The organism is Pseudomonas putida W15Oct28 (assembly GCF_000708715.2).
GTDB lineage: Bacteria > Pseudomonadota > Gammaproteobacteria > Pseudomonadales > Pseudomonadaceae > Aquipseudomonas > Aquipseudomonas putida_R.
The window spans coordinates 87,646-108,836 of the sequence record NZ_JENB01000011.1; the positions used below are offsets into that span (position 1 = coordinate 87,646).

Annotated in this window: 19 protein-coding genes; 4 read left to right on the plus strand and 15 right to left on the minus strand. The window is 62.4% G+C overall.

Annotation, left to right across the window (positions count from 1 at the left end; all coding sequences use genetic code 11):
* Positions 1-72: 72 nt before the first annotated feature.
* The 5 genes from AK81_RS09940 to AK81_RS09960 form a co-directional block, all read right to left on the minus strand.
* Positions 73-1,095 carry a DUF5924 family protein gene (locus tag AK81_RS09940; protein ID WP_043198687.1) on the minus strand — a complete coding sequence of 341 codons (1,023 nt, stop codon included), beginning with the start codon at positions 1,093-1,095 and terminating at the stop codon, positions 73-75.
* Between the two features lie 145 nt (positions 1,096-1,240).
* The gene (locus AK81_RS09945) at positions 1,241-2,647 is read right to left on the minus strand and encodes a M16 family metallopeptidase (RefSeq protein ID WP_043198689.1); all 1,407 of its coding nucleotides are present in this window, start codon (positions 2,645-2,647) and stop codon (positions 1,241-1,243) included.
* A gap of 30 nt (positions 2,648-2,677) precedes the next feature.
* On the minus strand, positions 2,678-4,336 hold the full coding sequence (locus tag AK81_RS09950) for a Na/Pi cotransporter family protein (RefSeq protein WP_043198692.1): 1,659 nt from the start codon (positions 4,334-4,336) through the stop codon (positions 2,678-2,680).
* A 329-nt stretch (positions 4,337-4,665) separates the two neighbouring features.
* On the minus strand, positions 4,666-5,436 hold the full coding sequence (locus tag AK81_RS09955) for a TerC family protein (protein WP_043198693.1): 771 nt from the start codon (positions 5,434-5,436) through the stop codon (positions 4,666-4,668).
* Between the two features lie 75 nt (positions 5,437-5,511).
* Entirely contained in the window at positions 5,512-6,819 is a 1,308-nt protein-coding gene (locus tag AK81_RS09960) for a CitMHS family transporter (RefSeq protein WP_043198695.1), read from the minus strand.
* Positions 6,820-7,086: 267 nt separating this feature from the next.
* On the opposite strand from AK81_RS09960, the gene AK81_RS09965 reads away from it, so the two are divergent.
* Positions 7,087-7,488 carry a GFA family protein gene (locus tag AK81_RS09965; protein ID WP_043198696.1) on the plus strand — a complete coding sequence of 134 codons (402 nt, stop codon included), beginning with the start codon at positions 7,087-7,089 and terminating at the stop codon, positions 7,486-7,488.
* Positions 7,489-7,613: 125 nt separating this feature from the next.
* Here AK81_RS09965 and AK81_RS09970 read toward each other — a convergent pair whose 3' ends face one another.
* The 10 genes from AK81_RS09970 to AK81_RS10015 all read right to left on the minus strand — a co-directional run bounded on the left by AK81_RS09970 (position 7,614) and on the right by AK81_RS10015 (position 17,446).
* Positions 7,614-9,569, minus strand: coding sequence for a DUF4105 domain-containing protein (locus tag AK81_RS09970; protein WP_043198698.1), 1,956 nt, complete (start codon positions 9,567-9,569; stop codon positions 7,614-7,616).
* A complete protein-coding gene (locus tag AK81_RS09975; protein ID WP_043198700.1) occupies positions 9,566-9,886 on the minus strand; it encodes a DUF2388 domain-containing protein in 321 nt (106 codons plus the stop codon). The genes AK81_RS09970 and AK81_RS09975 overlap by 4 nt, the downstream gene beginning before the upstream one ends.
* A 36-nt stretch (positions 9,887-9,922) precedes the next feature.
* Entirely contained in the window at positions 9,923-10,216 is a 294-nt protein-coding gene (locus tag AK81_RS09980) for a DUF2388 domain-containing protein (protein ID WP_043198702.1), read from the minus strand.
* An 88-nt stretch (positions 10,217-10,304) separates the two neighbouring features.
* Positions 10,305-10,622, minus strand: coding sequence for a DUF2388 domain-containing protein (locus AK81_RS09985; RefSeq protein WP_043198703.1), 318 nt, complete (start codon positions 10,620-10,622; stop codon positions 10,305-10,307).
* Positions 10,623-10,925: 303 nt separating this feature from the next.
* On the minus strand, positions 10,926-11,141 hold the full coding sequence (locus AK81_RS09990) for a DUF1127 domain-containing protein (protein WP_016497446.1): 216 nt from the start codon (positions 11,139-11,141) through the stop codon (positions 10,926-10,928).
* Positions 11,142-11,543: 402 nt separating this feature from the next.
* Positions 11,544-13,037, minus strand: coding sequence for an acetyl-CoA hydrolase/transferase family protein (locus AK81_RS09995; RefSeq protein WP_043198706.1), 1,494 nt, complete (start codon positions 13,035-13,037; stop codon positions 11,544-11,546).
* 186 nt (positions 13,038-13,223) lie between these two features.
* Positions 13,224-14,660: an NAD(P)(+) transhydrogenase (Re/Si-specific) subunit beta gene (locus AK81_RS10000; RefSeq protein WP_043198707.1), complete on the minus strand. Its 1,437-nt coding sequence runs from the start codon at positions 14,658-14,660 to the stop codon at positions 13,224-13,226.
* A 2-nt stretch (positions 14,661-14,662) separates the two neighbouring features.
* Positions 14,663-14,977 (minus strand): NAD(P) transhydrogenase subunit alpha, encoded by a 315-nt coding sequence (locus AK81_RS10005; RefSeq protein WP_016484308.1) that lies wholly within the window; start codon positions 14,975-14,977, stop codon positions 14,663-14,665.
* Positions 14,978-14,988: 11 nt separating this feature from the next.
* Positions 14,989-16,110: a Re/Si-specific NAD(P)(+) transhydrogenase subunit alpha gene (locus AK81_RS10010; protein WP_043198709.1), complete on the minus strand. Its 1,122-nt coding sequence runs from the start codon at positions 16,108-16,110 to the stop codon at positions 14,989-14,991.
* A 436-nt stretch (positions 16,111-16,546) separates the two neighbouring features.
* Positions 16,547-17,446 (minus strand): LysR family transcriptional regulator, encoded by a 900-nt coding sequence (locus AK81_RS10015; protein WP_043198710.1) that lies wholly within the window; start codon positions 17,444-17,446, stop codon positions 16,547-16,549.
* A gap of 161 nt (positions 17,447-17,607) precedes the next feature.
* Here AK81_RS10015 and AK81_RS10020 point away from each other — a divergent pair, with 161 nt between their 5' ends.
* The 3 genes from AK81_RS10020 (at position 17,608) to AK81_RS10030 (ending at position 21,183) form a co-directional block, all read left to right on the plus strand.
* On the plus strand, positions 17,608-18,789 hold the full coding sequence (locus AK81_RS10020; protein ID WP_016497451.1) for an acyl-CoA dehydrogenase: 1,182 nt from the start codon (positions 17,608-17,610) through the stop codon (positions 18,787-18,789).
* A 14-nt stretch (positions 18,790-18,803) separates the two neighbouring features.
* On the plus strand, positions 18,804-20,024 hold the full coding sequence (locus AK81_RS10025; protein WP_043198711.1) for a CaiB/BaiF CoA transferase family protein: 1,221 nt from the start codon (positions 18,804-18,806) through the stop codon (positions 20,022-20,024).
* A gap of 379 nt (positions 20,025-20,403) precedes the next feature.
* Complete coding sequence (locus AK81_RS10030; RefSeq protein WP_043198712.1) at positions 20,404-21,183, plus strand: AraC family transcriptional regulator; 780 nt, start codon at positions 20,404-20,406, stop codon at positions 21,181-21,183.
* Positions 21,184-21,191: the final 8 nt, after the last annotated feature.

Genomic DNA, 21,191 nt, shown 5'->3' on the forward strand with positions numbered 1-21,191 from the left:
GGCCAGCGTTTACCCGTTCCATGTGGGAGCTGGCTTGCCTGCGATGGGCTGCGAAGCAGCCCCTGCTTTCAATTACTGCGCCGGTGCATCGTCGACCACCTTGAAGCGCAGTACGCCGATCACCTGCCCATCCTCGGTCAGCACCCTGACCTGCCACTTGCCCACCGGGTTTGGCGGGAAGTTCTGCTTGTGGGTCCAGGCCCGGTAGCCTTCCTTGCGCCCGCCATGGATGTCCAGGGCGATGCGGTCGACCTCTTTACCGTCCTTCTGCCACACATGGTAGATCCGCTCGTTCAGGCCGCGTGGTGCGTTGATGGCGGTGTAGGCGTACAGGCCACTGCTGCGGATGCGGCTGGCGGCAATCTCGTCCAGCGACTCACCTGGCTGGCGGTTCAGTACTTCGGTACTCACCGCCACTTCGGTCATCCACAGGGTGGCCGGCGGTACCCAGGAGCGCAGCAGCCAGCCCCCGGCGCCGACCGACAGGGTGACCAGCACCAACGCCACGGCGCGGCGCCAGTTGTTGATCGGGAAGCTGCTGGCCAGGCTGGGGAACGACAGGGCCATGGCCGCGATCAGGGCCAGCTTGAAGCTTTGCGCGGTGGTCAGGTGCAGGATGATCGGCAGCGCAGTCAGCAGGGCGGCGAACAGCGTCAGGGTATGCAGCGCCAGGAACAGCCAGCGCCGCGGCGCCAGCCACTTGTAGTACAGCGGGTCGATGATCGAAATCAGGCCAGCGGCGCCGAGCAAGCCGGTGAACACAAGCTGGCTGCTGTTCCAGGTGGTGGTGATGAAGAAGAACGGCAGCACGAAGAACAGCGTTTCCTGGTGGATCATCTGCGTCGCGTAGCGCAACAGCGGCTGCGGGATTTCGCGGTTGAAGGTGCGTGCGAACAGGCCGGTGAGGGTGTTTTCCAGCATCAGCCAGACCCAGCTGACCAGCATGAGCACGGCCACCCAGCTGGCCAGGCCGGCCTGGCGGTCGACCAGGATGAAGCTACCGATGCCGGAGAGGAAACCGCCGAGCGCGATGATGCCGGGGTAGCGTTTGAGCAGTTCGATGATGCGCTGGACGATATGGGGGATTTGGGGCATTAGGGGCTACAACAGAAAGGATGAGGTGGCTGTCCGGGCCCCTTCGCGGGCATGCCCGCTCCCACAGGGTTCGGCGATAACGCGGTCCTTGTGGGAGCGGGCGTGCCCGCGAAAGGGCCGGTACTGGCAAAAGGATACCGCCGATTCACCGCTGCCGTGTAGCACCACTCGGCCGTTCAGGCCCATGTCGCCGCCAGCGCAGCAACCCTGCCGCCAGGATCAGCCCCACCAGCAAGGCGGCCAGCCCGTAAAGCTCGTCATAGCCCAGCAACGGCTTCTCGATACGCAGGTAGCCCTCTTCCTTGAGCAGTTCTTTCAATGCCCCGTTGGCCTGCTCCAGGCTGACCTGGCGCAGCTTGCGCACCGGGTTGGCAAAACGCCCGTCGGTATAGTCGTTCAGCGCCCCCCAGTAATAGTCGGCCAGGGCGCTGTTGCCCTGGGTGCTCCAGCTTTCCTTGGCCACGCTGGCGTCCTTGATACGGGCGAAGGTGTCCGGGTCCAGGCCTTCCTTGCGCAGGTGCTCGAACAGGGCCTGCATCACCTTTACCGCCTTGTCGATGTCATCGCGCTCCAGGTCGGCGTTGAGGCTGATCAGGCCGGTGTCACCGAAGCTTTCGCGTTGCACCGAGGGGCCGTAGGACAGCCCGTTGCGCAGGCGTAGCTGGTCGTACAGCGCCCAGTCCAGGTAGCGCGACAGTATGTCGAGGGTGGCCTGGTGGTCGTTGTCCAGCACCGGCTCGATGAACAGCCAGTGCAGTTTGACACTATCGCCCAGCCAGCCCCGGGTCAGGTCGCGACGTTGCTCCGCCTGGTGGGTGATGCTTTCCAGGTTGCGGCGCTCCTCCGGTTCGGTGGCTGGCAGTTCGCCAAAGGTGCGTTCCAGGTAGGCCGGCAGCAGGCGGTCGAGGCCGCCGACCATGATCAGGGTCATGTTGTTGGCGGCGTACCAGCGGTCACGCAAGGCCTGTACCTGCTCCAGGGTCATGTCGTCGATGTTGGAGCGCTCCGGGCACTTAAGGCCCAGTTCGGTGGCCAGTTGGCCACTGGCGGGGTGGCCGATGTCCTGGCGGTCGAGCCAGCGCTGCAGGTGGCCATAATGGCCACCATCCTCGCGCTCGATGATGCGCTTGGCAGTGGCCAGGGCCTTGGCGTCGATGTGGGTATCGCGGATGACCGCCAGCAGCAGGTCGAGTACCTTGCGCTGGTTGCGCGCCGGGGCTTCGATGACGAAGGTGGTGTCGGCGCTGCTGGTGTAGGCGTTCCACTCGCCGCCAAGCGCTTGCAGGCGTTCTTCCAGGCCGCCCTCGCCTGTTTCGTCGATGCCGCTGAACAGCAGGTGCTCAAGCAGGTGTGGCAGCTCTTTCTGCTCGCAATCGAAGTCGTCCAGGCCTACCCCGACCACCAGCCGAATCGCCACATGGTCACGCTCGTAGCCGTTTTTCAGGATGACCTGCAGGCCGTTGGGCAGCAGGTAGCCCTCAACGCGTGAGCGGTCGAGGGCCAATGAGGGCAGGCTGCAGATCAGCAGGCAAACGAACATCAGGCAACGCATGGGCGAGCGAGAATCCTCTGGTAGGCAATATCAGGGCAGACGGGCTTCGTCCGGCACGCTGTCGAGCATCAGGCCGCCGGTGTCCGAGCCGCCCAGTACCACATAGGCACTGCTGCAGAACAAAGAGTTCAACCGCTTCATGTCGGCGATCAGCTCCAAGTGTAGCGAACTGGTCTCGATACTTTGCACCACCTTACGCTGCAAGCGGCTGACATGGGCGTGCGCCAGGCGCCGTTCCTGGGCGCGAAAACGGCGTTTTTCCCGCAGCAGCAAGCGGGCGCTTTCCGGGTCGGCACTGAGAAACACCGTCAGGCCCAGGCGCAGGTTGGCCAGCAATTGCTCCTGCAGGCCGGTGAGCTCCTCCAGGCCTGTCTGGGAAAACTCCCGGCGCTGGCTGGTTTTCTGCTGCTGGACCTTGCGCAGCATGCGCTCGATCAGGTCGCAGGCCAGCTTGAGGTTGATCGCCAGTTCGATGATCTCTGCCCAACGGCGGTTGTCCTGCTCGCTGAGGTCTTCGCGCGACATCTGCGCCAGGTACAGCTTGATCGCGCTGTACAGGGCTTCGGCGTCTTCGCCCAGGGCGCGGACCTGCTGTGGCAGCGCGGTCTGGGTGCCGCGCAGGGCGCCGAGCATGGCTTCGAGCAGGCTGTCGACGATATCGCCCAGGCGCAGGGTTTCGCGGCATGCGTTGGCCAAGGCCAGGCTGGGCGTTTCCAGTGCCGAGGCGTCGAGGTGGCGTGGGCGCGCTTGCCCGTTGCCGGTTTCGCGCTCGGGCAGCAGGGTATTGCACAGCCGGCCCATGAGTTTGACCGTGGGTAGCATGAGCAGGCAGCGCAGCGTGTTGTAGAGCAGGTGGAAGCCGATGACCAGCTCTTGCGGGCTGAAGCTCAGCGAGTCCATCCACGCCACCAACGGGTGCAGCACCGGAATGATCAGCAGCAGGCCGAACAGCTTGTACAGCAGGCTGCCCAAGGCCACCCGGCGCCCGGCGGTGTTTTGCATGCTGGTGCTGATGAAGGCCAGCAAGCCACTGCCGATGTTGGCCCCGACCACCAGGCCGATGGCCACCGGCAGGCTGATGACTTCGGCGCCTGCCAACGTTGCGGTCAGCAGCACGGCGGCCAGGCTGGAATAGGAAATCATGGCGAACATCGCGCCGACCAGGGCGTCCAGCATGATGTCGCCGGTTAGTGAGGCAAACAGCACTTTCACGCCTTGGGCATGGGTGATCGGCGCCGCTGCCTGCACGATCAGCTCCAGTGCCAGAATGATCAGGCCAAGCCCGATGCCAACACGGCCCAGTTGGCCAGCCCTTGTCTGCTTGCGCGAGAGAAAGAAAATCACGCCCAGAAAGATCAGCAGCGGTGACAGCCACGACAGGTCGAAGGTCAGTACCCGGGCCATCAGCGCGGTACCTACATCGGCACCCAGCATGATCGCCAGGGCTGGGGTCATGGCCATCAGGCCCTGGCCGACGAAGGACGTGACCAACATGGCCGTGGCGTTACTGCTTTGCACCATGGCGGTGACCAGAATGCCGGCGATGAACGCCAGCGGGCGCTTGTCCATGTTCTGGCTGATGATGCGCCGCAGGTTCGAGCCGAACACCCGCAGGATGCCCGTACGCACGATGTGGGTACCCCAGACCAGAAGCGTCACGGCCGAGAGCAGGTTGAGCAGGGTCAGCATGGCGAAGGCCCCCTGTTGCACTGGCCCACCGGGCCAAGAAAAGAAACGTGAGCTTTTGAAGAATTTTCAGTGCTCACTCAAAGCTTTAGTTGTTTTACGCAGCTGTCGCCAGCTTCGCATGGCAGTCATTTATTTGAAACACATGGGAAATGAATGATTGCCTGTGCCGGCCTCTTCGCGGGCTCGCCCGCTCCCACAGGAACTGTATTGCTCTTGAGAGCGGCGCCGTCCATGTGGGAGCGGGCAAGCCCGCGAAGAGGCCGGCACAGGCAATGTTCAGGCATGAAAAAGGGCCCCGGAGGGCCCTTTGTGTCCTGCACTTCCTGGTCTTATTGACCCGGAATGTCTTTGCGCAGTTTCACCGGGTCTTGCTCTTTGCCATCTTTGCGGGCCGAGGCGGTGCGCATGCGGATGTTGATGGCTTCCACCGCCAGCGAGAAGGCCATGGCGAAGTAGACGTAGCCCTTCGGCACGTGCACGTCGAAAGCTTCGGCGATCAGCACGGTACCCACCACGATCAGGAACGAAAGTGCGAGCATCTTCAGCGACGGGTGTTTGTCGATGAAATTGCTGATGGCACCGGCGCACAGCATCATCACCAGCACGGCGACAACGATGGCGGCGATCATCACCGGCACGTGGGAAACCATGCCCACTGCGGTGATCACCGAGTCCAGCGAGAACACGATGTCGATGATGGCGATCTGGATGATGGTGTAGAAGAACTTGCCACCCGCGCCTTTCGGCTCGTCCGGGTTTTCGTCTTCGCCTTCCAGGCCGTGGTAGATCTCTTGCGAGCTTTTCCACAGCAGGAACAGGCCACCGAAGAACAGGATCAGGTCACGCCCGGAGATGCCTTGGCCGAACACCACGAACAGGTCGGCGGTAAGGCGCATGACCCAGGTAATCGACAGCAGCAGCAGGATACGGGTGACCATGGCCAGGGCCAGGCCGAAGATCCGGGTGCGCGGCTGCATGTGCTTGGGCATGCGGCTGACCAGGATCGAGATCATGATGATGTTGTCGATACCCAGGACGATCTCAAGCGCGGTGAGGGTAAAAAAGGCAACCCAGATTTCCGGGCTGGTCAGCCATTCCATGTATTTTCCTTCGAGCGGTAATGGCAACGCGCCCCGGTCAGGGCGCGTCGCGTAGGTGATACGGATACGTATGTATTAAAGACTACTGAACAGCGGGAAAATCCCCATCAGCAGTGCGGCGAGCATTATGCACAGGCACACCAGCACTGCCCACTTGAGCGTGAAGCGCTGATGATCGCCGAACTCGATACCAGCCAGGGCCACCAGCAGGTAGGTGGAGGGTACCAGCGGGCTGAGCAGGTGTACCGGCTGCCCGACGATCGACGCACGGGCCATTTCCACCGGGGTGATGCCGTAGTGGCTGGCGGCTTCGGCCAGCACCGGCAATACGCCGTAGTAGAAGGCATCGTTGGACATGAAGAAGGTGAACGGCATGCTCACGATCGCGGTGATTACCGCCAGGTACGGGCCCAGCGCTTCGGGGATGACGGCCAGCAGGCTCTTGGACATGGCGTCGACCATGCCGGTACCCGACAGGATACCGGTGAAGATGCCGGCGGCGAAGATCAGCCCGGTCACGGCCAGCACGCTGCCGGCGTGGGCAGCGATGCGGTCCTTCTGCTGCTGCAGGCACGGGTAGTTGACGATCATGGCGATGCTGAAGGCGATCATGAACAGCACGGGCAGCGGCAGCACACCGGCGATCAGCGCGACCATCAGGGCGGCGGTCAGGGCACCGTTGAAGTACAGCAGCTTGGGCCGGCGTGCTTCCGGGAATTGCGAAACGGTGATTTCGCTGTGGTCGACGTCGTCGGTCGGCAGGTGCAGTTCGCCCAGGCGGGCACGTTCACGCTTGCCGTACATGTAGGCAATGGCCAGGATCGCCAGCACGCCGAACAGCATGGCCGGGATCATCGGCACGAAGATGTCCGAGGGGTCCACATGCAGGGCACTGGCGGCGCGGGCAGTCGGGCCACCCCAAGGGGTCATGTTCATCACCCCACCGGCCAGGATGATCAGGCCGGCCATGATCCGCGGGCTCATGCCCAGGCGGCTGTACATCGGCAGCATGGCGGCGCAGCAGATCATGTAGGTGGTGGCGCCGTCACCGTCGAGCGAGACCACCAGGGCCAGCACGGCGGTACCGACCGAGACTTTCAGCGGGTCGCCCTTGACCAGTTTGAGGATCTTGCGCACGGCCGGGTCGAACAGGCCGGAGTCGATCATCAGGGCGAAGTAGAGGATGGCGAACATCAGCATCACGCCGGTAGGTGCGAGCTTGCTGATGCCTTCGAGCATCATGGGGCCGATCTTGGCGGAGAAGCCGCCGAACAGGGCGAACAGGATCGGTACCAGGATCAGGGCGATCAAGGCCGACAGGCGCTTGGTCATGATCAGGTACATGAAGGTGATGACCATGGCAAAGCCGAGGAAGGTCAGCATGGCAATACTCCAGGCGTGGCGCGGCGAAAGGAAAGTCGATTCGGGCGGATCAGCGCGTCAGGCGCTGCACAGGGAGCATGCGGAGGGGTACTGCAGGAAGGCGGGCACAGGAATACATCAGAATCACCATTGTTGTTGTTGATTGGGCCGGGCGCGGTGTTTACCGGGTGCCCTGGCTGACCGGTCTTGTGCCGGTAGTGGGGGCTATCCTATGAGGACAAGCTTTCAGCCAGCTTTCGCTGAGGCAAAGGCGACGAGAGGTAGGTGATGCAGAATGTGACCGAAGGGGGCTGCCATTGCGGCGCCTTGCGTTACCGGTTGGAGGGTGACCTGACCGACATTGCCCACTGCCACTGCACGATTTGCCGCCGGGTAAGCGGCGGGCTGGTGGTGACCTGGCTCACCCTGCCCCGTTCGGGGTTTCAGTGGCTGGTGGGCGAACCGAACTGCTATGTGGCACCGGCCAGTTGCCGCCGGTACTTCTGTGGGCATTGCGGGGCGCATGTGGCACTGGTAACCACGCACAGCCCGGAAACGGTTGATGTGACGGTGGCGACGCTGGATCAGCCCGAGCGGGTCAGGGCCAACCGGCATATCTGGGTGGGCAGCCGGTTGCCTTGGCTGCATCTGGATGAACAGCTGCCTTCCGAGGCCGAAGAGAAACTGTAGGACTTGTGTTGTCTGTACCGGCCCTTTCGCGGGTGAACCCGCTCCCACAGGATTACCGCAGTCTCAGGAAATGCGAAGTCCCTGTGGGAGCGGGTTTACCCGCGAAGAGGCCGGCACAGGCAACATCACAATTGCAGGCCACCGGCAGCTTTATGCAGCGCCCGCAAATGCTCGCCGATCTGCTTCACATTGGCCTCGACCGCGGCAATTTCCTTGGCCCGTGATGGCTCCAGCAGCGCCCTCACCTCTTTGTCCAGGCTGGTGCTCAAGCGCAACAGCTGCGCCTGGCGTTCGCTGCTCACCTGCTCAAGGTGCTTGCGCTCTTCGGGTTGCGGCAGCCCGTAGCCCTTGGCATCGAGCAACTCTGCCGGGCGGCTGAGGAAACCGCTGTTGGCGAGCATCTGCTTGAGGGTTGCGTCAGCTTTGTTGATGCTGCCATCTTTCAGCGCCGCAGCATTCAGGTAACGCTGCTTGACCTCGTCCTGGGCCAGCAGCAGTTGCCGGCGCAAGCTGGCCTGTTCCAGTAGCAGCAACGCAGCGCTGGTGCGCAGGTCGGCCTTGGCGAACCAGGGGCGGCGCTGTTCGGCATCCTGGGCCAGCCAGTCTTCAACCAGGGTTTGCTTGATCGGCAGCTGTTTCCTCAGTACCTCGAACATGGCCTGGTAGCGGTCGCGGTAGGAGTCGAAACGGTAGCCCAGGCGCAACGCCTCGCGCGGGTCGTCGAGCACGCTGGTGTCGGCCAGCCCCCTGCCCTTGAGCACGGCCAGCAAGCCGTTGGGCATGATGCTGTCGAGGTCGTTCAGGCGTGGGTTGGCGGTGCCGCTGCGCAGCAGTTTCAATGACTCCACCGCACAGTTGTTGGACAGGAACCAATAGTTGCCGTCATAGCCCCAGTGCATCTCGGCGGCCTGACGCACCAGGTTCTCGACTTCATCGCGGTTGAGCTTCAAGGGTACCGAGGCCAAGCTACGCAGTTCGGTCTTGGTGTATTCATCGATCACCTGGCCCAGCGGCAGTACGAACAAGCGCGAGGGGTAGACACCAATCAGGCCGTCCCAGCTGGACAGCTGCACGTCGTTGACGAAGGCGCGGTACGACAGCACCAGGCTCTGGTCGAGGTCCAGGCGGCAGTCCGGCCCGCGTGGGCGGCCGGGCTTGCAGATCACCAGGCGCAGCATGCTGTGGCCCCAGCGGCTGACCAGGTTCTGGTTGGCTTCGGCCAGCAGGTAATCCACTTCATACACCCGCTCGGGGTCGATTTCACCCAGCGGCTGGCGGGCGAAGTCGCTGCCCGCGTTGATGAACGGCAGGCCCTTGGCGCAGGTGTCCTGCTGGGGTGCCCAGCCGAAGTGCTCGCGCAGGTACTGGTTCAGCGCCGGGCGGCGGCAGCCGTAGCTCGGGTCGAGGAGGAAGTACTCCATGTTGACCGCGATGTACTCCTTGGGGCTGCTCAGCTCATAGCTGTCTGGGCTGCGCACGAACTGGCCATTCTGCTGTTCGCGCTCGCCGCGTCGGCCCACGTACTGCTGCCAGCCGGCCAGGTCGAGCAGGCGCGGGTCGTCGCTGAGGGTGAAGCGGCGCTCGGCCTGGCCGCGGCATTCTTCGGGCAGGCCAATCTTGCCCAGCGTGCCTTGCTGGCGCTTGCAGCGGGCAATCAGCGAGCTTTCGGCACCGGGCCACAGTCGGGCACGGTCGTAGATATGGGTGAGCTCGTGCAACACGGTGGCCAGCAGCTCTTCACGCACCGTGCCGTGTGGGCGGTTGGTGCGCTCGCTGGCGGCGCTGCCATCGGTGAGGCTGGGCAGCAGGCGACGGTTGAGTTCGAGGGTGGACACCAGTGATGCCTGGCCGTAGGCGTCGGCAGGCATGTTGTCGCTCCAGCTGACCCGTACGCGACGGTCCAACTGTTGCTTGAAGCGCGCAGGCAGCTTGCCCATGGCCTCGTCGAGCAGGGCTTGGGTGGCCTGGGTTTGTTGTGGGTCGAGGCCGGATGCCTGCAGCTCAAGCTGCAGGTCGGCCAATGCGGGTGTGCCGAGCAGCGTCAGGACGCAGCCGAGCAGCCAGGCACGCATGCGGTTCACAGTGCGAGGATGGCTTCGGCCAGTACCTGGTCGCTGGCGCCGCGTGCTTCTGGCACGCGCTCGCGCAGGGTGCTGAAGGCGGCCTCGAGCTGGGCACCGCGGATGTCGCCATTGCTGGCGACGAAGCTGGCGGCATCGTCGTGGGCTTCGCGCACCACTTTGGAGTCGCGAATCGAGGTGGTGGTGTCAGAGGTGAAGTCGATCGAGCGGCCAAAGGCACGCACGATGATGTTGCTGGTGGCCACCAGAGTATGTGCCTGGGCCAGGTCGGCCAGCAGCAGCATGCCGAGGGTAGCGGCAATCAGCGGTTTACGCATGGAGCATCTCCGAAAAATACAGGGAGTCAGATGTGTTTATTGGACGAGAATTGCCTGCACCAGTTCCAGGTCGCCGACGGCGTGCTGCGAACAATTGTGGCGTAATGATTCCAGCGCGGCTTCCAGCCGCACGCCGCGGATCTGGCCGTCGCTGGCAACGAAGGCAGCTGCATCGTCGCGCGCCTGGCGAACCAGCTTGCGATCAAACGGTGCAGTGGTGACCTGGCTGGTGACATAGCCGGTGATGACCAGGCTTTGCGTGGTGGTATCCATGGCATGGGCACTGGCCATGCCGGCAACGGAGAACAGCAGCGGCAACAGATAACGCATGGGCTCTACAACGGCTGGGAACGTGGGCGGCAAAGGTGGGTGCGGCTGTGCTGGGGGGGACCAGCACAGCTGAACGGCTCAGCCGGGCTCAGAGCGCCAGGATGGCCTGGGCCAGTTGCGCGTCGCTGGCCTGCAGGGCCGGCATCTGCGAGCGGATGTGCAGGAACGCGCTTTCCAGTTTGGCACCGCGGATGTCGCCTTGGCTGCCAACGAAGCTGGCGGCGTCGTCACGGGCGGCCTGCACGATCTTGTCGTCTTTGAAGGACGAGGAGATATCGGAAGTGGCATCGGTGGATGCGGCCACTGCGCCAACGACGGCGTCGGTGGTGACAACGAAGCTGGTGGCGTGTGCGGTGCCGGCCAGGCTCAGCATCAGGGCGGCGCCAATCAGGTATTTACGGGACATGATGGTGAACTCCTGGACTAGGATCGGGTGGTTCTGCTTATCGGACGCTCATACAGCTCGTCGCGGTACGTTTAACAGCGGCTTTCAACAGACTGTTCAGACAAGCGTATCACGCGCCGTTGTTTGTGGAAGTTAATGAACGGCACGCCAAACAACTGTACTGGCTATATTCAAAGCCGTTAAAACTGTACCTATCAGCCTGAAAACGGCTCTAGCGCGCGGCCTGGAAATAAAAAACCCGTCGCAGTCACCTGCAACGGGTTTCGGAATTCGCGGTGCCGGCCGAAGCCGGCAAGCCGGAGCTTAGCGCCAGAAAGGCTTGCTCAGCTCTTCGTAACGCTGCGACTCGCTGATACCGGCGTCAGCCAGCAGACGGCCGTCCAGGCGAGCCAGTTGACGGCGGCTGGCCATGCGGCGCTGCCACAGCAGCAGGGTCGACAGTGCGCGCAGCGGCAGCGAGGCGTTGGATTGCTGGGCGTTGCTTTCAAAAACCAGACCGGAACTGAGGGTACGTTCCATGATGCTTCATCCTTCCGCTTATGGCGGGATTAGGTAGTGATTTAACTGATGCCAATGATCCTCCTCTGTTGTCCATAACAGTAGATACAGTTCTGTTGAAAGACGATGGCTCAGTTAACTGTGTAACCCTACTGTTGCACTCGAAAATGGCGCAACTGTACTGGTCTGCACGAATATGGTGCGTTTTCAGGTCGTGAGAGGGTTTTGAACGGCGAGGACCGGGAGAAAACCGGTACAGTAGAACAGTTTATGTCGGTTTAGATGGCCGAACTGTGCCGCACAGTCTTGTAGGAGCGGCCTTGCGTCGCGATAGGGCCGCAGAGCGGCCCCAGAATTGCGATGTCACAGCTGAGTTTGAGGGGGCTGCTGTACAGCCCATCGCGACACAAGGCCGCGCCTGCATCAGCTAGCCAGCATGCGCCCGGTTTCTTCCAGGTTCTCGTGCCAGCTCAGCGCTTCACGCAGGATGTGCGGGGTGTGGCCGCCACGCTGGCAGGCGCGATCGAAGTAATCGTTCAGCGCAGCGCGGTAGTCTGGGTGCACGCAGTTGTCGATGATCGCCCGTGCCCGCTCGCGCGGCGCCAGGCCACGCAGGTCGGCCAGGCCTTGCTCGGTGACCAGGATGTCCACATCGTGCTCGGTGTGGTCGACATGGCTGACCATCGGCACCACGCTTGAGATCGCGCCGCCTTTGGCAATCGACTTGGTGACGAATACGGCCAGGTGGGCGTTGCGGGCGAAGTCGCCCGAGCCGCCGATGCCGTTCATCATCCGGGTGCCGCACACGTGGGTGGAGTTGACGTTGCCGTAGATATCGAACTCCAGTGCGGTGTTGATACCAATGATGCCTAAGCGACGTACCACTTCCGGGTGGTTGGAGATTTCTTGCGGGCGCAGCACCAGTTTGTCCTTGTACCGCTCCAGGTTGCCGAACACGTCGGCGTTGCGGCGGCTGGACAAGGTGATCGAGCTGCCCGAAGCGAAGCTCAGCTTGCCGGCGTCGATCAGGTCGAAGGTGGAGTCCTGCAGTACTTCGGAGTACATGGTCAGGTCTTCGAACGGCGACTCGATCAGGCCACACATCACCGCGTTGGCGATGCTGCCGATACCGGCTTGCAGCGGGCCGAGCTTGTTGGTCATGCGGCCAGCTTCAACTTCATTCTTGAGGAAGTTGATCAGGTGGTCGGCGATGCCCTGGGTTTCGTCGTCCGGCGGCAGCACGGTGGACGGCGAGTCCGGCTGGTTGCTGATGACGATGCCGACAATCTTGGCCGGGTCGATCGGGATGGCAGTGCTGCCGATGCGGTCGTCGACCTTGACCAGCGGGATTGGCGTGCGGGTCGGGCGGTAGGTCGGGATATAGATGTCGTGCAGGCCTTCGAGGTTGGGGTTGTGCGAGAGGTTGATCTCGACAATCACCTGCTTGGCGAAGATCGCGAAGCTGGCCGAGTTGCCTACCGAAGTGGTTGGCACGATGTGGCCTTGCTCGGTGATGGCCACGGCTTCGATAACGGCGATGTCCGGCAGCTTCAGCTGCTGGTTGCGCAGTTGTTCGACGGTTTCCGACAGGTGCTGGTCGATGAACATCACCTGGCCGTCGTTGATGGCCTTGCGCAGGGTGCTGTCGACCTGGAACGGCATGCGGCGAGCCAGCACGCCGGCCTCGGTCAGTTGCTTGTCCAGGTCGTTGCCCAGGCTGGCGCCGGTCATCAGGCTGATTTTCAGTGGCGATTGCTTGGCACGTTCGGCCAGGGCATGCGGTACGGCCTTGGCTTCGCCGGCGCGGGTGAAACCGCTCATGCCGACGGTCATGCCGTCCTCGATCAGACCAGCGGCATCAGCCGCACTCATTACCTTGCTGTGCAGGGAGGACAAGCGGATACGATCACGGTACATGGATTGTTATCTCGGGCTACTGAAACTACTGCAGCGCAGTCTAGAGATTTCGCCCATTGCCGTCCCACGACCATGGTCGTATGAGAAGCCTTGAAGTAGAGCCATTGATCCGGATCAATAAAAGGAAAGCCCCGGCAGCATCTGACCGGGGCTTCCTTTATATCAGTTGGTTTGCAGCAGAGGTTGTCACTCCACCGCCTTGACCATGTCTTCGATGACCTTCTTGGCGTCACCGAACACCATCATGGTCTTGTCCAGGTAGAACAGTTCGTTATCCAGGCCAGCATAGCCGCTGGCCATGGAGCGTTTGTTGACGATGATGGTCTTGGCCTTGAACGCTTCGAGGATTGGCATGCCGGCGATTGGCGACTTGGGGTCGTTCTTCGCCGCCGGGTTGACCACGTCGTTGGCGCCCAGCACCAGCACCACGTCGGCCTGGCCGAACTCGGCGTTGATGTCGTCCATCTCGAACACCTGATCGTACGGCACTTCGGCCTCGGCCAGCAGCACGTTCATGTGCCCGGGCATGCGGCCCGCCACCGGGTGGATGGCGTACTTCACGGTCACGCCGTTGTGGGTCAGCTTCTCGGTCAGTTCCTTCAGCGCGTGCTGGGCACGGGCCACTGCCAGGCCGTAGCCCGGGACGATGATCACGCTGTCGGCGTTGCTGAGCAGGAAGGTGGCATCGTCGGCCGAACCGGACTTCACCGGGCGCTGCTCTTTCGAGCCTTGCGCCGCGCTGGCACTGGTATCCCCGCCAAAGCCACCGAGGATGACGTTGAAGAACGAGCGGTTCATCGCCTTGCACATGATGTACGAGAGGATGGCACCGGACGAACCCACCAGCGAGCCTGCGATGATCAGCATCGAGTTGTTCAGGGAGAAGCCGATACCGGCCGCTGCCCAGCCCGAATAGCTGTTTAGCATCGACACCACCACCGGCATGTCGGCGCCGCCGATCGGGATGATGATCAGTACGCCCATGACGAAGGCCAGGGCCAGCATCAGGGTGAAGGCGCTGTAATGACCGGTGAAGGTGAACAGCAGGCCCAGGGCGATGGTGGTCAGGCCGAGGATCAGGTTCAGCTTGTGCTGGCCAGGGAACTGTACCGGAGCGCCCTGGAACAGGCGGAACTTGTACTTGCCCGACAGCTTGCCGAAGGCGATCACCGAACCTGAGAAGGTAACAGCACCGATGGCCGCGCCCAGGAACAGCTCCAGGCGGTTGCCGGTGGGGATCGGGTCGCTTATGGCGGCAACGATGCCCATCGACTGCGGTTCCAGCACGGCGGCGATGGCGATGAACACGGCAGCCAGGCCGATCATGCTGTGCATGAAGGCGACCAGTTCCGGCATCTTGGTCATCTCGACGCGCTTGGCCATGATCGAACCGGCGGTACCACCGACCAGCAGGCCGACGATGACGTAGCCGATGCCCGCCGTTGCAAGTTCAGCCCCGAGCTTATAAATGAGGCCAACCGTGGTGAGCATGGCGATGCCCATGCCGATCATGCCGAACAGGTTGCCGCGCCGCGAGGTGGTCGGGTGCGACAGGCCCTTGAGCGCCTGGATGAAGCACACCGAAGCGACCAGGTACAGAAGTGTTACCAGATTCATGCTCATGCTTACTTCTGCCCCTCGTTCTTGGCTTTCTTCTTGAACATCTCAAGCATGCGGCGGGTGACCAGGAAGCCACCGAACACATTGACCGCGGCCAGGGCCACGGCGAGCGTGCCCATCAGCTTGCCGGCAGGGGTCACGGTGAGGGCGGCGGCCAGCATGGCGCCGACGATAACGATGGCAGAGATGGCGTTGGTCACGGCCATCAGCGGCGTGTGCAGCGCCGGGGTGACGTTCCACACCACGTGGTAGCCCACATAGATGGCCAGCACGAAGATGATCAGGTTGTAGATGCCATGGGAAATCAGCATGTCTTCCATTGTCGTGCTCCTTAGCCGTTCTTGCGGACGACTTGACCATCACGGCACATGAGGCAGGCCGCGACGATGTCGTCTTCGAGGTTGATGACCAGCGCGCCGTCTTTGTCGAACAGCAGCTTCATGAAGTCCAGCAGGTTGCGCGCATACAGCGCCGAAGCATCGGCACCCAGCTGGGCCGGCAGGTTGGTCGGGCCGACGATGGTCACGCCGTTTTCCTTTACCACCTGGTCAGCAACGGTGAGCGGGCAGTTGCCACCCTGGGCTGCAGCGAGGTCGATGACCACCGAACCGGGCTTCATCTGCGCGACGGTTTCGGCGCTGAGCAGGGTTGGTGCCTTGCGGCCGGGGATCAGTGCGGTGGTGATGACGATGTCCGCCTGCCTGGCGCGCTCGTGCACGGCCTGGGCCTGGCGTTGCATCCAGCTGGCCGGCATGGGGCGGGCGTAACCGCCGACGCCTTCGGCGCACTCGCGTTCCTCATCGGTCTCGTAAGGCACGTCGATGAACTTGGCACCCAGCGACTCGATTTGTTCCTTCACGGCCGGGCGTACGTCGGACGCTTCGATCACCGCACCCAGACGCTTGGCGGTGGCGATAGCCTGCAGGCCGGCAACGCCTGCCCCCAGGATCAGCACGCGCGCGGCCTTCACGGTACCGGCGGCGGTCATCAGCATGGGCATGAAGCGTGGGTAGTGATGGGCAGCCAGCAGCACGGCCTTGTAACCGGCGATGTTGGCCTGTGACGACAGCACGTCCAGGCTCTGCGCCCGCGAGGTGCGTGGCGCGGCTTCCAGGGCGAAAGCGGTGATGCCGCGTTCGGCCATCTTGCCGATCAGTTCGCTGTTGAAGGGGTTGAGCATGCCCGCCAGGAGGCTGCCACTGTTGATCAGGGCCAGCTCCTGGTCGTTGGGGGCGACCACCTTGAGTACCAATTGGGCGCCGTAGGCATCGGCTGCGCTCCCAAGGGAAGCGCCCACGGCCTCATAGGCACTGTCCGGAATGCTGGCGTTGAGCCCTGCCCCCCGTTGGACGGTGACCTGATGGCCCTGGCCAATCAGTTTCTTGATGGTTTCCGGGGTCGCAGCGACCCTTGTCTCACCGGTCTGCGTCTCGAGAGGAACACCAATGTGCACGACTATTTCTCCTGCGGTGACCTTTTGTCTTTGTAAGAACCAGCACACTTCGGATGGTGCGCTGGGGCGGCTGTGGAGCGCCGACCCGCCGAATCCCGGGCGGGCGAAGCATTTTGCAGACGAACCCCCGGGCCTTCAACCGGTTATGGAGCGAAACGAAGTTAAAACTACAAGTCACCCTGTGACCGCTTGTCGCAGCGGTAAGGCTGCGCCCCGTCAAACATGGGCTATTGGGAGATTAGGAGAAAAAATCAAAAATATTTGAGTCAATACGCTTACGGCACGGTGAATGTCGCAAAATAGCCCGCAAAGACGCGTAGTTAGCAGGGTTAAAGGGTTTTTTCAGACCGGCATAACAGTTTATGGATATGCGACAAATACATATATCTGTAGGTGTTTAAAATAATTGACTACAGGGTCAATTTGTCGCACTTGGTCAGGTTGTTGCGGCGTAGGCCTGGGCCTGGCTCACCAGCCAGTCGCGGAATGCGCGCAGCGAGGCCGACTCTACCTTGCGCTCCGGAATCATCAGATAGTAGGCCTTGTCGCTGATCAGGGCATGCCTGTTAGCGACCACCAACCTACCCTCCCCCAGCTCGCGCTGGATCAGGAACGGCGGAATCAGCGCGATCCCCATTTCATGTATCGCCGCCTGGGCGAGCATCGAGAATAGTTCATAACGTGGGCCTGTCATGTCGCGTTCCACATTCATCCCCAAACTGCCGAACCACTGCCGCCAGGCGTAGGGGCGCGTGCTTTGCTGCAGCAGTGGCAGTTGGGCGATGCGCTGTGCTTCAAGCATGCCCTGCCCGGCCAGCAATGCCGGGCTGCAGACGGGGACCGGGTTTTCTCCCATCAGCCGGTGCGACTGCGTGCCAGACCAGTCGGCATCACCGAAATAGATCGCGGCATCGAAGGGGGTGTCGGCGAACAGGAATGGCCGGGTACGGTTGGTGAGGTTGACCGTGACCTCGGGGTGGCGTTGCTGGAAGTCCTTGAGGCGCGGAAGCAGCCATTGGGTACCAAAGGTAGGCACTACGGCCAGTTCGATCACGCTGGCGCCCTGCTGGCCCATCACCGACAGGGTGTCGCGCTCTACGGCGTCCAGTTGGGCGGCAACCTGGCGGCTGTAGGAAAGGCCGGCTTCGGTCAGCTTCACGCCGCGGCGCGAACGGCGGAACAGTTCCACATTGAGGAAGGCCTCGAGGCCGCCAATCTGCCGACAAACGGCACCCTGGGTCAGGGCGAGTTCCTGGGCAGCCTTGGTAAAGCTCTCGTGGCGCGCCGCCGCCTCGAAGCAAACCAGGGCAGCGGTGCTGGGGATCTTGCGGCGCATGTACGTCAACCTCACTCGTCAGGCTGTTTTCAAGGTGTTTTACCGATTTACGAAGTGACAAATTATCACTAATGGGTGCGCAATCCTCGTTTGTCCCGGCGGCCGATCAGGCCTAGGCTCAAAGGCACAAGAAACTGCCCCCTATTTCGAGGATTTCGCTCATGGCCGGTAAAGCAAGCTTCCACTGGATCGACCCGCTGCTGCTGGATCAGCAGCTCACTGAAGAAGAGCGCATGGTGCGTGACAGCGCTTATCAGTTCGCCCAGGACAAGCTGGCCCCGCGTGTGCTCGAGGCCTTCCGCCACGAGCAGACCGACCCGGCGATCTTCCGCGAGATGGGTGAAATTGGCCTGCTGGGTGCCACCATTCCGGAGCAATACGGCGGCAGCGGGCTGAACTACGTGTGCTATGGCCTGATCGCCCGTGAGGTTGAGCGTATCGACTCGGGTTACCGCTCGATGATGAGCGTGCAGTCGTCGCTGGTGATGGTGCCGATCAACGAGTTCGGTACCGAGGCACAAAAGCAGAAGTACCTGCCCAAGCTGGCCAGTGGCGAGTGGATCGGTTGTTTCGGCCTGACCGAGCCTAACCATGGCTCCGACCCAGGCTCGATGATCACCCGTGCCAGGAAGGTCGACGGCGGTTACCGCCTGACCGGGAGCAAGATGTGGATCACCAACAGCCCGATCGCTGATGTATTCGTGGTCTGGGCCAAGGACGATGCAGGGGATATCCGCGGCTTTGTCCTGGAAAAAGGCTGGCAGGGCCTCAGCGCCCCGGCAATCCACGGCAAGGTCGGCCTGCGCGCCTCGATCACCGGCGAAGTGGTCATGGACAATGTGTTTGTGCCAGAAGAGAACATCTTCCCGGATGTGCGCGGCCTCAAGGGCCCGTTCACCTGCCTCAACTCAGCCCGTTATGGCATCTCGTGGGGGGCGCTGGGCGCTGCCGAAGCCTGCTGGCACACCGCGCGTCAGTACACCCTGGACCGCCAGCAGTTCGGTCGCCCTCTGGCTGCCAACCAGCTGATCCAGAAGAAGCTGGCCGACATGCAGACCGAAATCACCCTGGCCCTGCAAGGCTGCCTGCGCCTGGGGCGTATGAAGGATGAAGGGACCGCTGCAGTGGAAATTACCTCGATCATGAAGCGCAACTCCTGCGGCAAGGCGCTGGATATCGCCCGCATGGCGCGCGACATGCTGGGTGGCAACGGCATCTCCGATGAGTTTGGTGTGGCCCGTCACCTGGTAAACCTGGAGGTGGTCAACACCTATGAAGGGACTCACGACGTGCATGCGCTGATCCTTGGGCGTGCGCAGACCGGTATCCAGGCCTTCTATTAATAAGGAGCCAGCCCATGGGCGCGCTATCACATCTGCGGGTGCTGGACCTTTCGCGCGTGTTGGCCGGCCCCTGGTCTGGCCAGATTCTCGCTGACCTGGGCGCTGACGTTATCAAGGTGGAGCGCCCGGGCAGTGGTGACGATACCCGCGCATGGGGGCCGCCCTTCCTCAAGGATGCCGAGGGGGAGAACACAAGCGAGGCGGCTTACTACCTGTCGGCCAACCGTAACAAGCGTTCGGTGACCATCGACTTCACCCGGCCTGAAGGGCAGCGCCTGGTGCGTGAGTTGGCGGCGAAGTCCGATATTGTCATCGAGAACTTCAAGGTGGGCGGTTTGGCTGCCTACGGGCTGGACTACCAGAGCCTGAAGGCGATCAATCCGCGGCTTATCTATTGCTCCATTACAGGTTTCGGCCAGACCGGGCCGTATGCCAAGCGCGCCGGTTATGACTTCATGATCCAGGGGCTGGGTGGGCTGATGAGCCTGACCGGCAGACCGGAGGGTGAGGAAGGTGCGGGGCCGGTGAAGGTGGGTGTGGCACTTACCGACATCCTTACCGGGCTGTACGCCACGGTGGCCATGCTTGCCGCCCTTGCCCATCGGGAGCAGACCGGGGTGGGCCAGCATGTGGACATGGCGTTGCTTGATGTACAGGTAGCCTGCCTGGCGAACCAGGCCATGAACTACCTGACCACGGGCAACCCGCCTCGGCGCCTGGGCAATGCGCACCCTAATATAGTGCCCTACCAGGACTTCCCGACGGCGGATGGCGACTTCATTCTTACCGTGGGCAACGACAGCCAGTTCCGCAAGTTTGCAGAAGTGGCCGGGCAGCCACAATGGGCGGACGATCCGCGCTTCCTTACTAATAAGCAGCGGGTGGCCAACCGGGCCGAGCTGATTCCACTGATTCGCCAGGCCACGGTGTTCAAGACAACCGCCGAATGGGTGGCCCAGCTGGAGGCTGCGGGGGTGCCGTGCGGGCCTATCAATGACTTGGCGCAGATGTTCCAGGACCCTCAGGTGTTGGCGCGGGGGTTGGCGGTTAACATTCCGCATCCGCTGGCGGGTAGCGTGCCGCAGGTGGCCAGCCCTATACGGCTGTCGGAGACGCCAGTGGAGTATCGGCGGGCGCCGCCGCTGCTGGGTGAGCACACCGGGGCGGTACTGGGGGAAGTGCTGGGGCTCGAGGCAGGTGAGGTGCAGCGCTTGCGCGATGCCGGCGTGCTCTAGAAACGGCTGGTGCTATATAAAAGCAGGGAGGCCGACAGGCCTCCCTGCTTTGCTTTTCAGCGATATTAAGGTTTCTTGAAATTAAAGGTTGACGGGGTTTCGAATCCCCTTATAATGCGCCCCACTTCCAGCGACATCGGAACGACAAACTCCTTGAGATTCAACGAGTTAGGTAGTTAAGGTGGTGTTGTAAGGGTAAGTACCAGATCAATTGTACTGGCCTCTTCGCGGGCTTGCCCGCTCCCACAGGTACAGCACCGCCTTTAGTTGCAGCGATGGACCTGTGGGAGCGGGCGAGCCCGCGAAGAAGGCGGCACAGATGTCACAGTCATTTCCCCCAGCTGTTAGGCTTGTCTGCTCAGAACTACAAGAAACCGCCATGCCGATCATCGGACATCCTCGCGCCATTCCTGCGCTGGACCACTTGCCCAGGCCCCTCTATGCCCGTGCCGAAAGCCTCGGCGCCGGCTCCTGGACCACCCGCCACCAGCACGACTGGGTGCAATTTTCCTACGCCATCAGCGGCGTACTGGGCGTATACACCCGGGACGGCAGCTACTTTGCTCCGCCCCAGTGGGGTGTGTGGATCCCTGCCGATGCCGAACACGAAGTGGTCACTTCAATGAAGGCAGAGATGCGCAGCCTGTACGTGCGCCGCGATGCCTGCCCATGGGCACCGGAGCAATGTCGGGTGCTGGAAGTGACCCCGCTGGCGCGCGAGCTGATCAAGCAGTTCTGCCTGTTGCCGCCGGACTACCCCGAGGATGACAGCGCCGAGGCGCGTCTGGTGGCGGTGCTGCTCGACCAGCTGCGCACCTTGCCGGAAGTCGGGTTTTCGCTGCCGCTGCCACGCCACCCTGGGTTGCTGGCCCTGTGCAACGGTTTGATCGCCGCGCCGGACCAGCCGCAGACTTTGCAGCAATGGGCGCGGGAGCTGGGGTGTTCGGAGAAGACGCTGATGCGGCTGTTCCAGCGCGAGACGGGGTTGAGCTTTCGCAACTGGCGGCAGCGCATGCGGCTGTTGTCGTCGCTGGCGTTGCTGGAGGCGGGGGAGAATGTGACCGAGGCGGCGCTGGGGTGTGGGTATGACTCCACCTCGGCTTACATTGCGGCCTTCAAGCAGCTGTTTGGGGCTACCCCTGGCGAGTTGAAACTCTAGGCATTGTT

Coding starts and splice junctions, on each gene's coding strand:
- AK81_RS09940 (WP_043198687.1), bottom strand. CDS start 1,095: ATGCCCCAAATCCCCCATATCGTCCAGCGCATCATCGAACTGCTCAAA.
- AK81_RS09945 (WP_043198689.1), bottom strand. CDS start 2,647: ATGCGTTGCCTGATGTTCGTTTGCCTGCTGATCTGCAGCCTGCCCTCA.
- AK81_RS09950 (WP_043198692.1), bottom strand. CDS start 4,336: ATGCTGACCCTGCTCAACCTGCTCTCGGCCGTGACGCTTCTGGTCTGG.
- AK81_RS09955 (WP_043198693.1), bottom strand. CDS start 5,436: ATGGAATGGCTGACCAGCCCGGAAATCTGGGTTGCCTTTTTTACCCTC.
- AK81_RS09960 (WP_043198695.1), bottom strand. CDS start 6,819: ATGCTGACCTTCCTCGGCTTTGCCATGGTCATCACCTTCATGTACCTG.
- AK81_RS09965 (WP_043198696.1), top strand. CDS start 7,087: ATGCAGAATGTGACCGAAGGGGGCTGCCATTGCGGCGCCTTGCGTTAC.
- AK81_RS09975 (WP_043198700.1), bottom strand. CDS start 9,886: ATGCGTAAACCGCTGATTGCCGCTACCCTCGGCATGCTGCTGCTGGCC.
- AK81_RS09980 (WP_043198702.1), bottom strand. CDS start 10,216: ATGCGTTATCTGTTGCCGCTGCTGTTCTCCGTTGCCGGCATGGCCAGT.
- AK81_RS09985 (WP_043198703.1), bottom strand. CDS start 10,622: ATGTCCCGTAAATACCTGATTGGCGCCGCCCTGATGCTGAGCCTGGCC.
- AK81_RS09990 (WP_016497446.1), bottom strand. CDS start 11,141: ATGGAACGTACCCTCAGTTCCGGTCTGGTTTTTGAAAGCAACGCCCAG.
- AK81_RS09995 (WP_043198706.1), bottom strand. CDS start 13,037: ATGTACCGTGATCGTATCCGCTTGTCCTCCCTGCACAGCAAGGTAATG.
- AK81_RS10000 (WP_043198707.1), bottom strand. CDS start 14,660: ATGAGCATGAATCTGGTAACACTTCTGTACCTGGTCGCTTCGGTGTGC.
- AK81_RS10005 (WP_016484308.1), bottom strand. CDS start 14,977: ATGGAAGACATGCTGATTTCCCATGGCATCTACAACCTGATCATCTTC.
- AK81_RS10015 (WP_043198710.1), bottom strand. CDS start 17,446: ATGCGCCGCAAGATCCCCAGCACCGCTGCCCTGGTTTGCTTCGAGGCG.
- AK81_RS10020 (WP_016497451.1), top strand. CDS start 17,608: ATGGCCGGTAAAGCAAGCTTCCACTGGATCGACCCGCTGCTGCTGGAT.
- AK81_RS10025 (WP_043198711.1), top strand. CDS start 18,804: ATGGGCGCGCTATCACATCTGCGGGTGCTGGACCTTTCGCGCGTGTTG.
- AK81_RS10030 (WP_043198712.1), top strand. CDS start 20,404: ATGCCGATCATCGGACATCCTCGCGCCATTCCTGCGCTGGACCACTTG.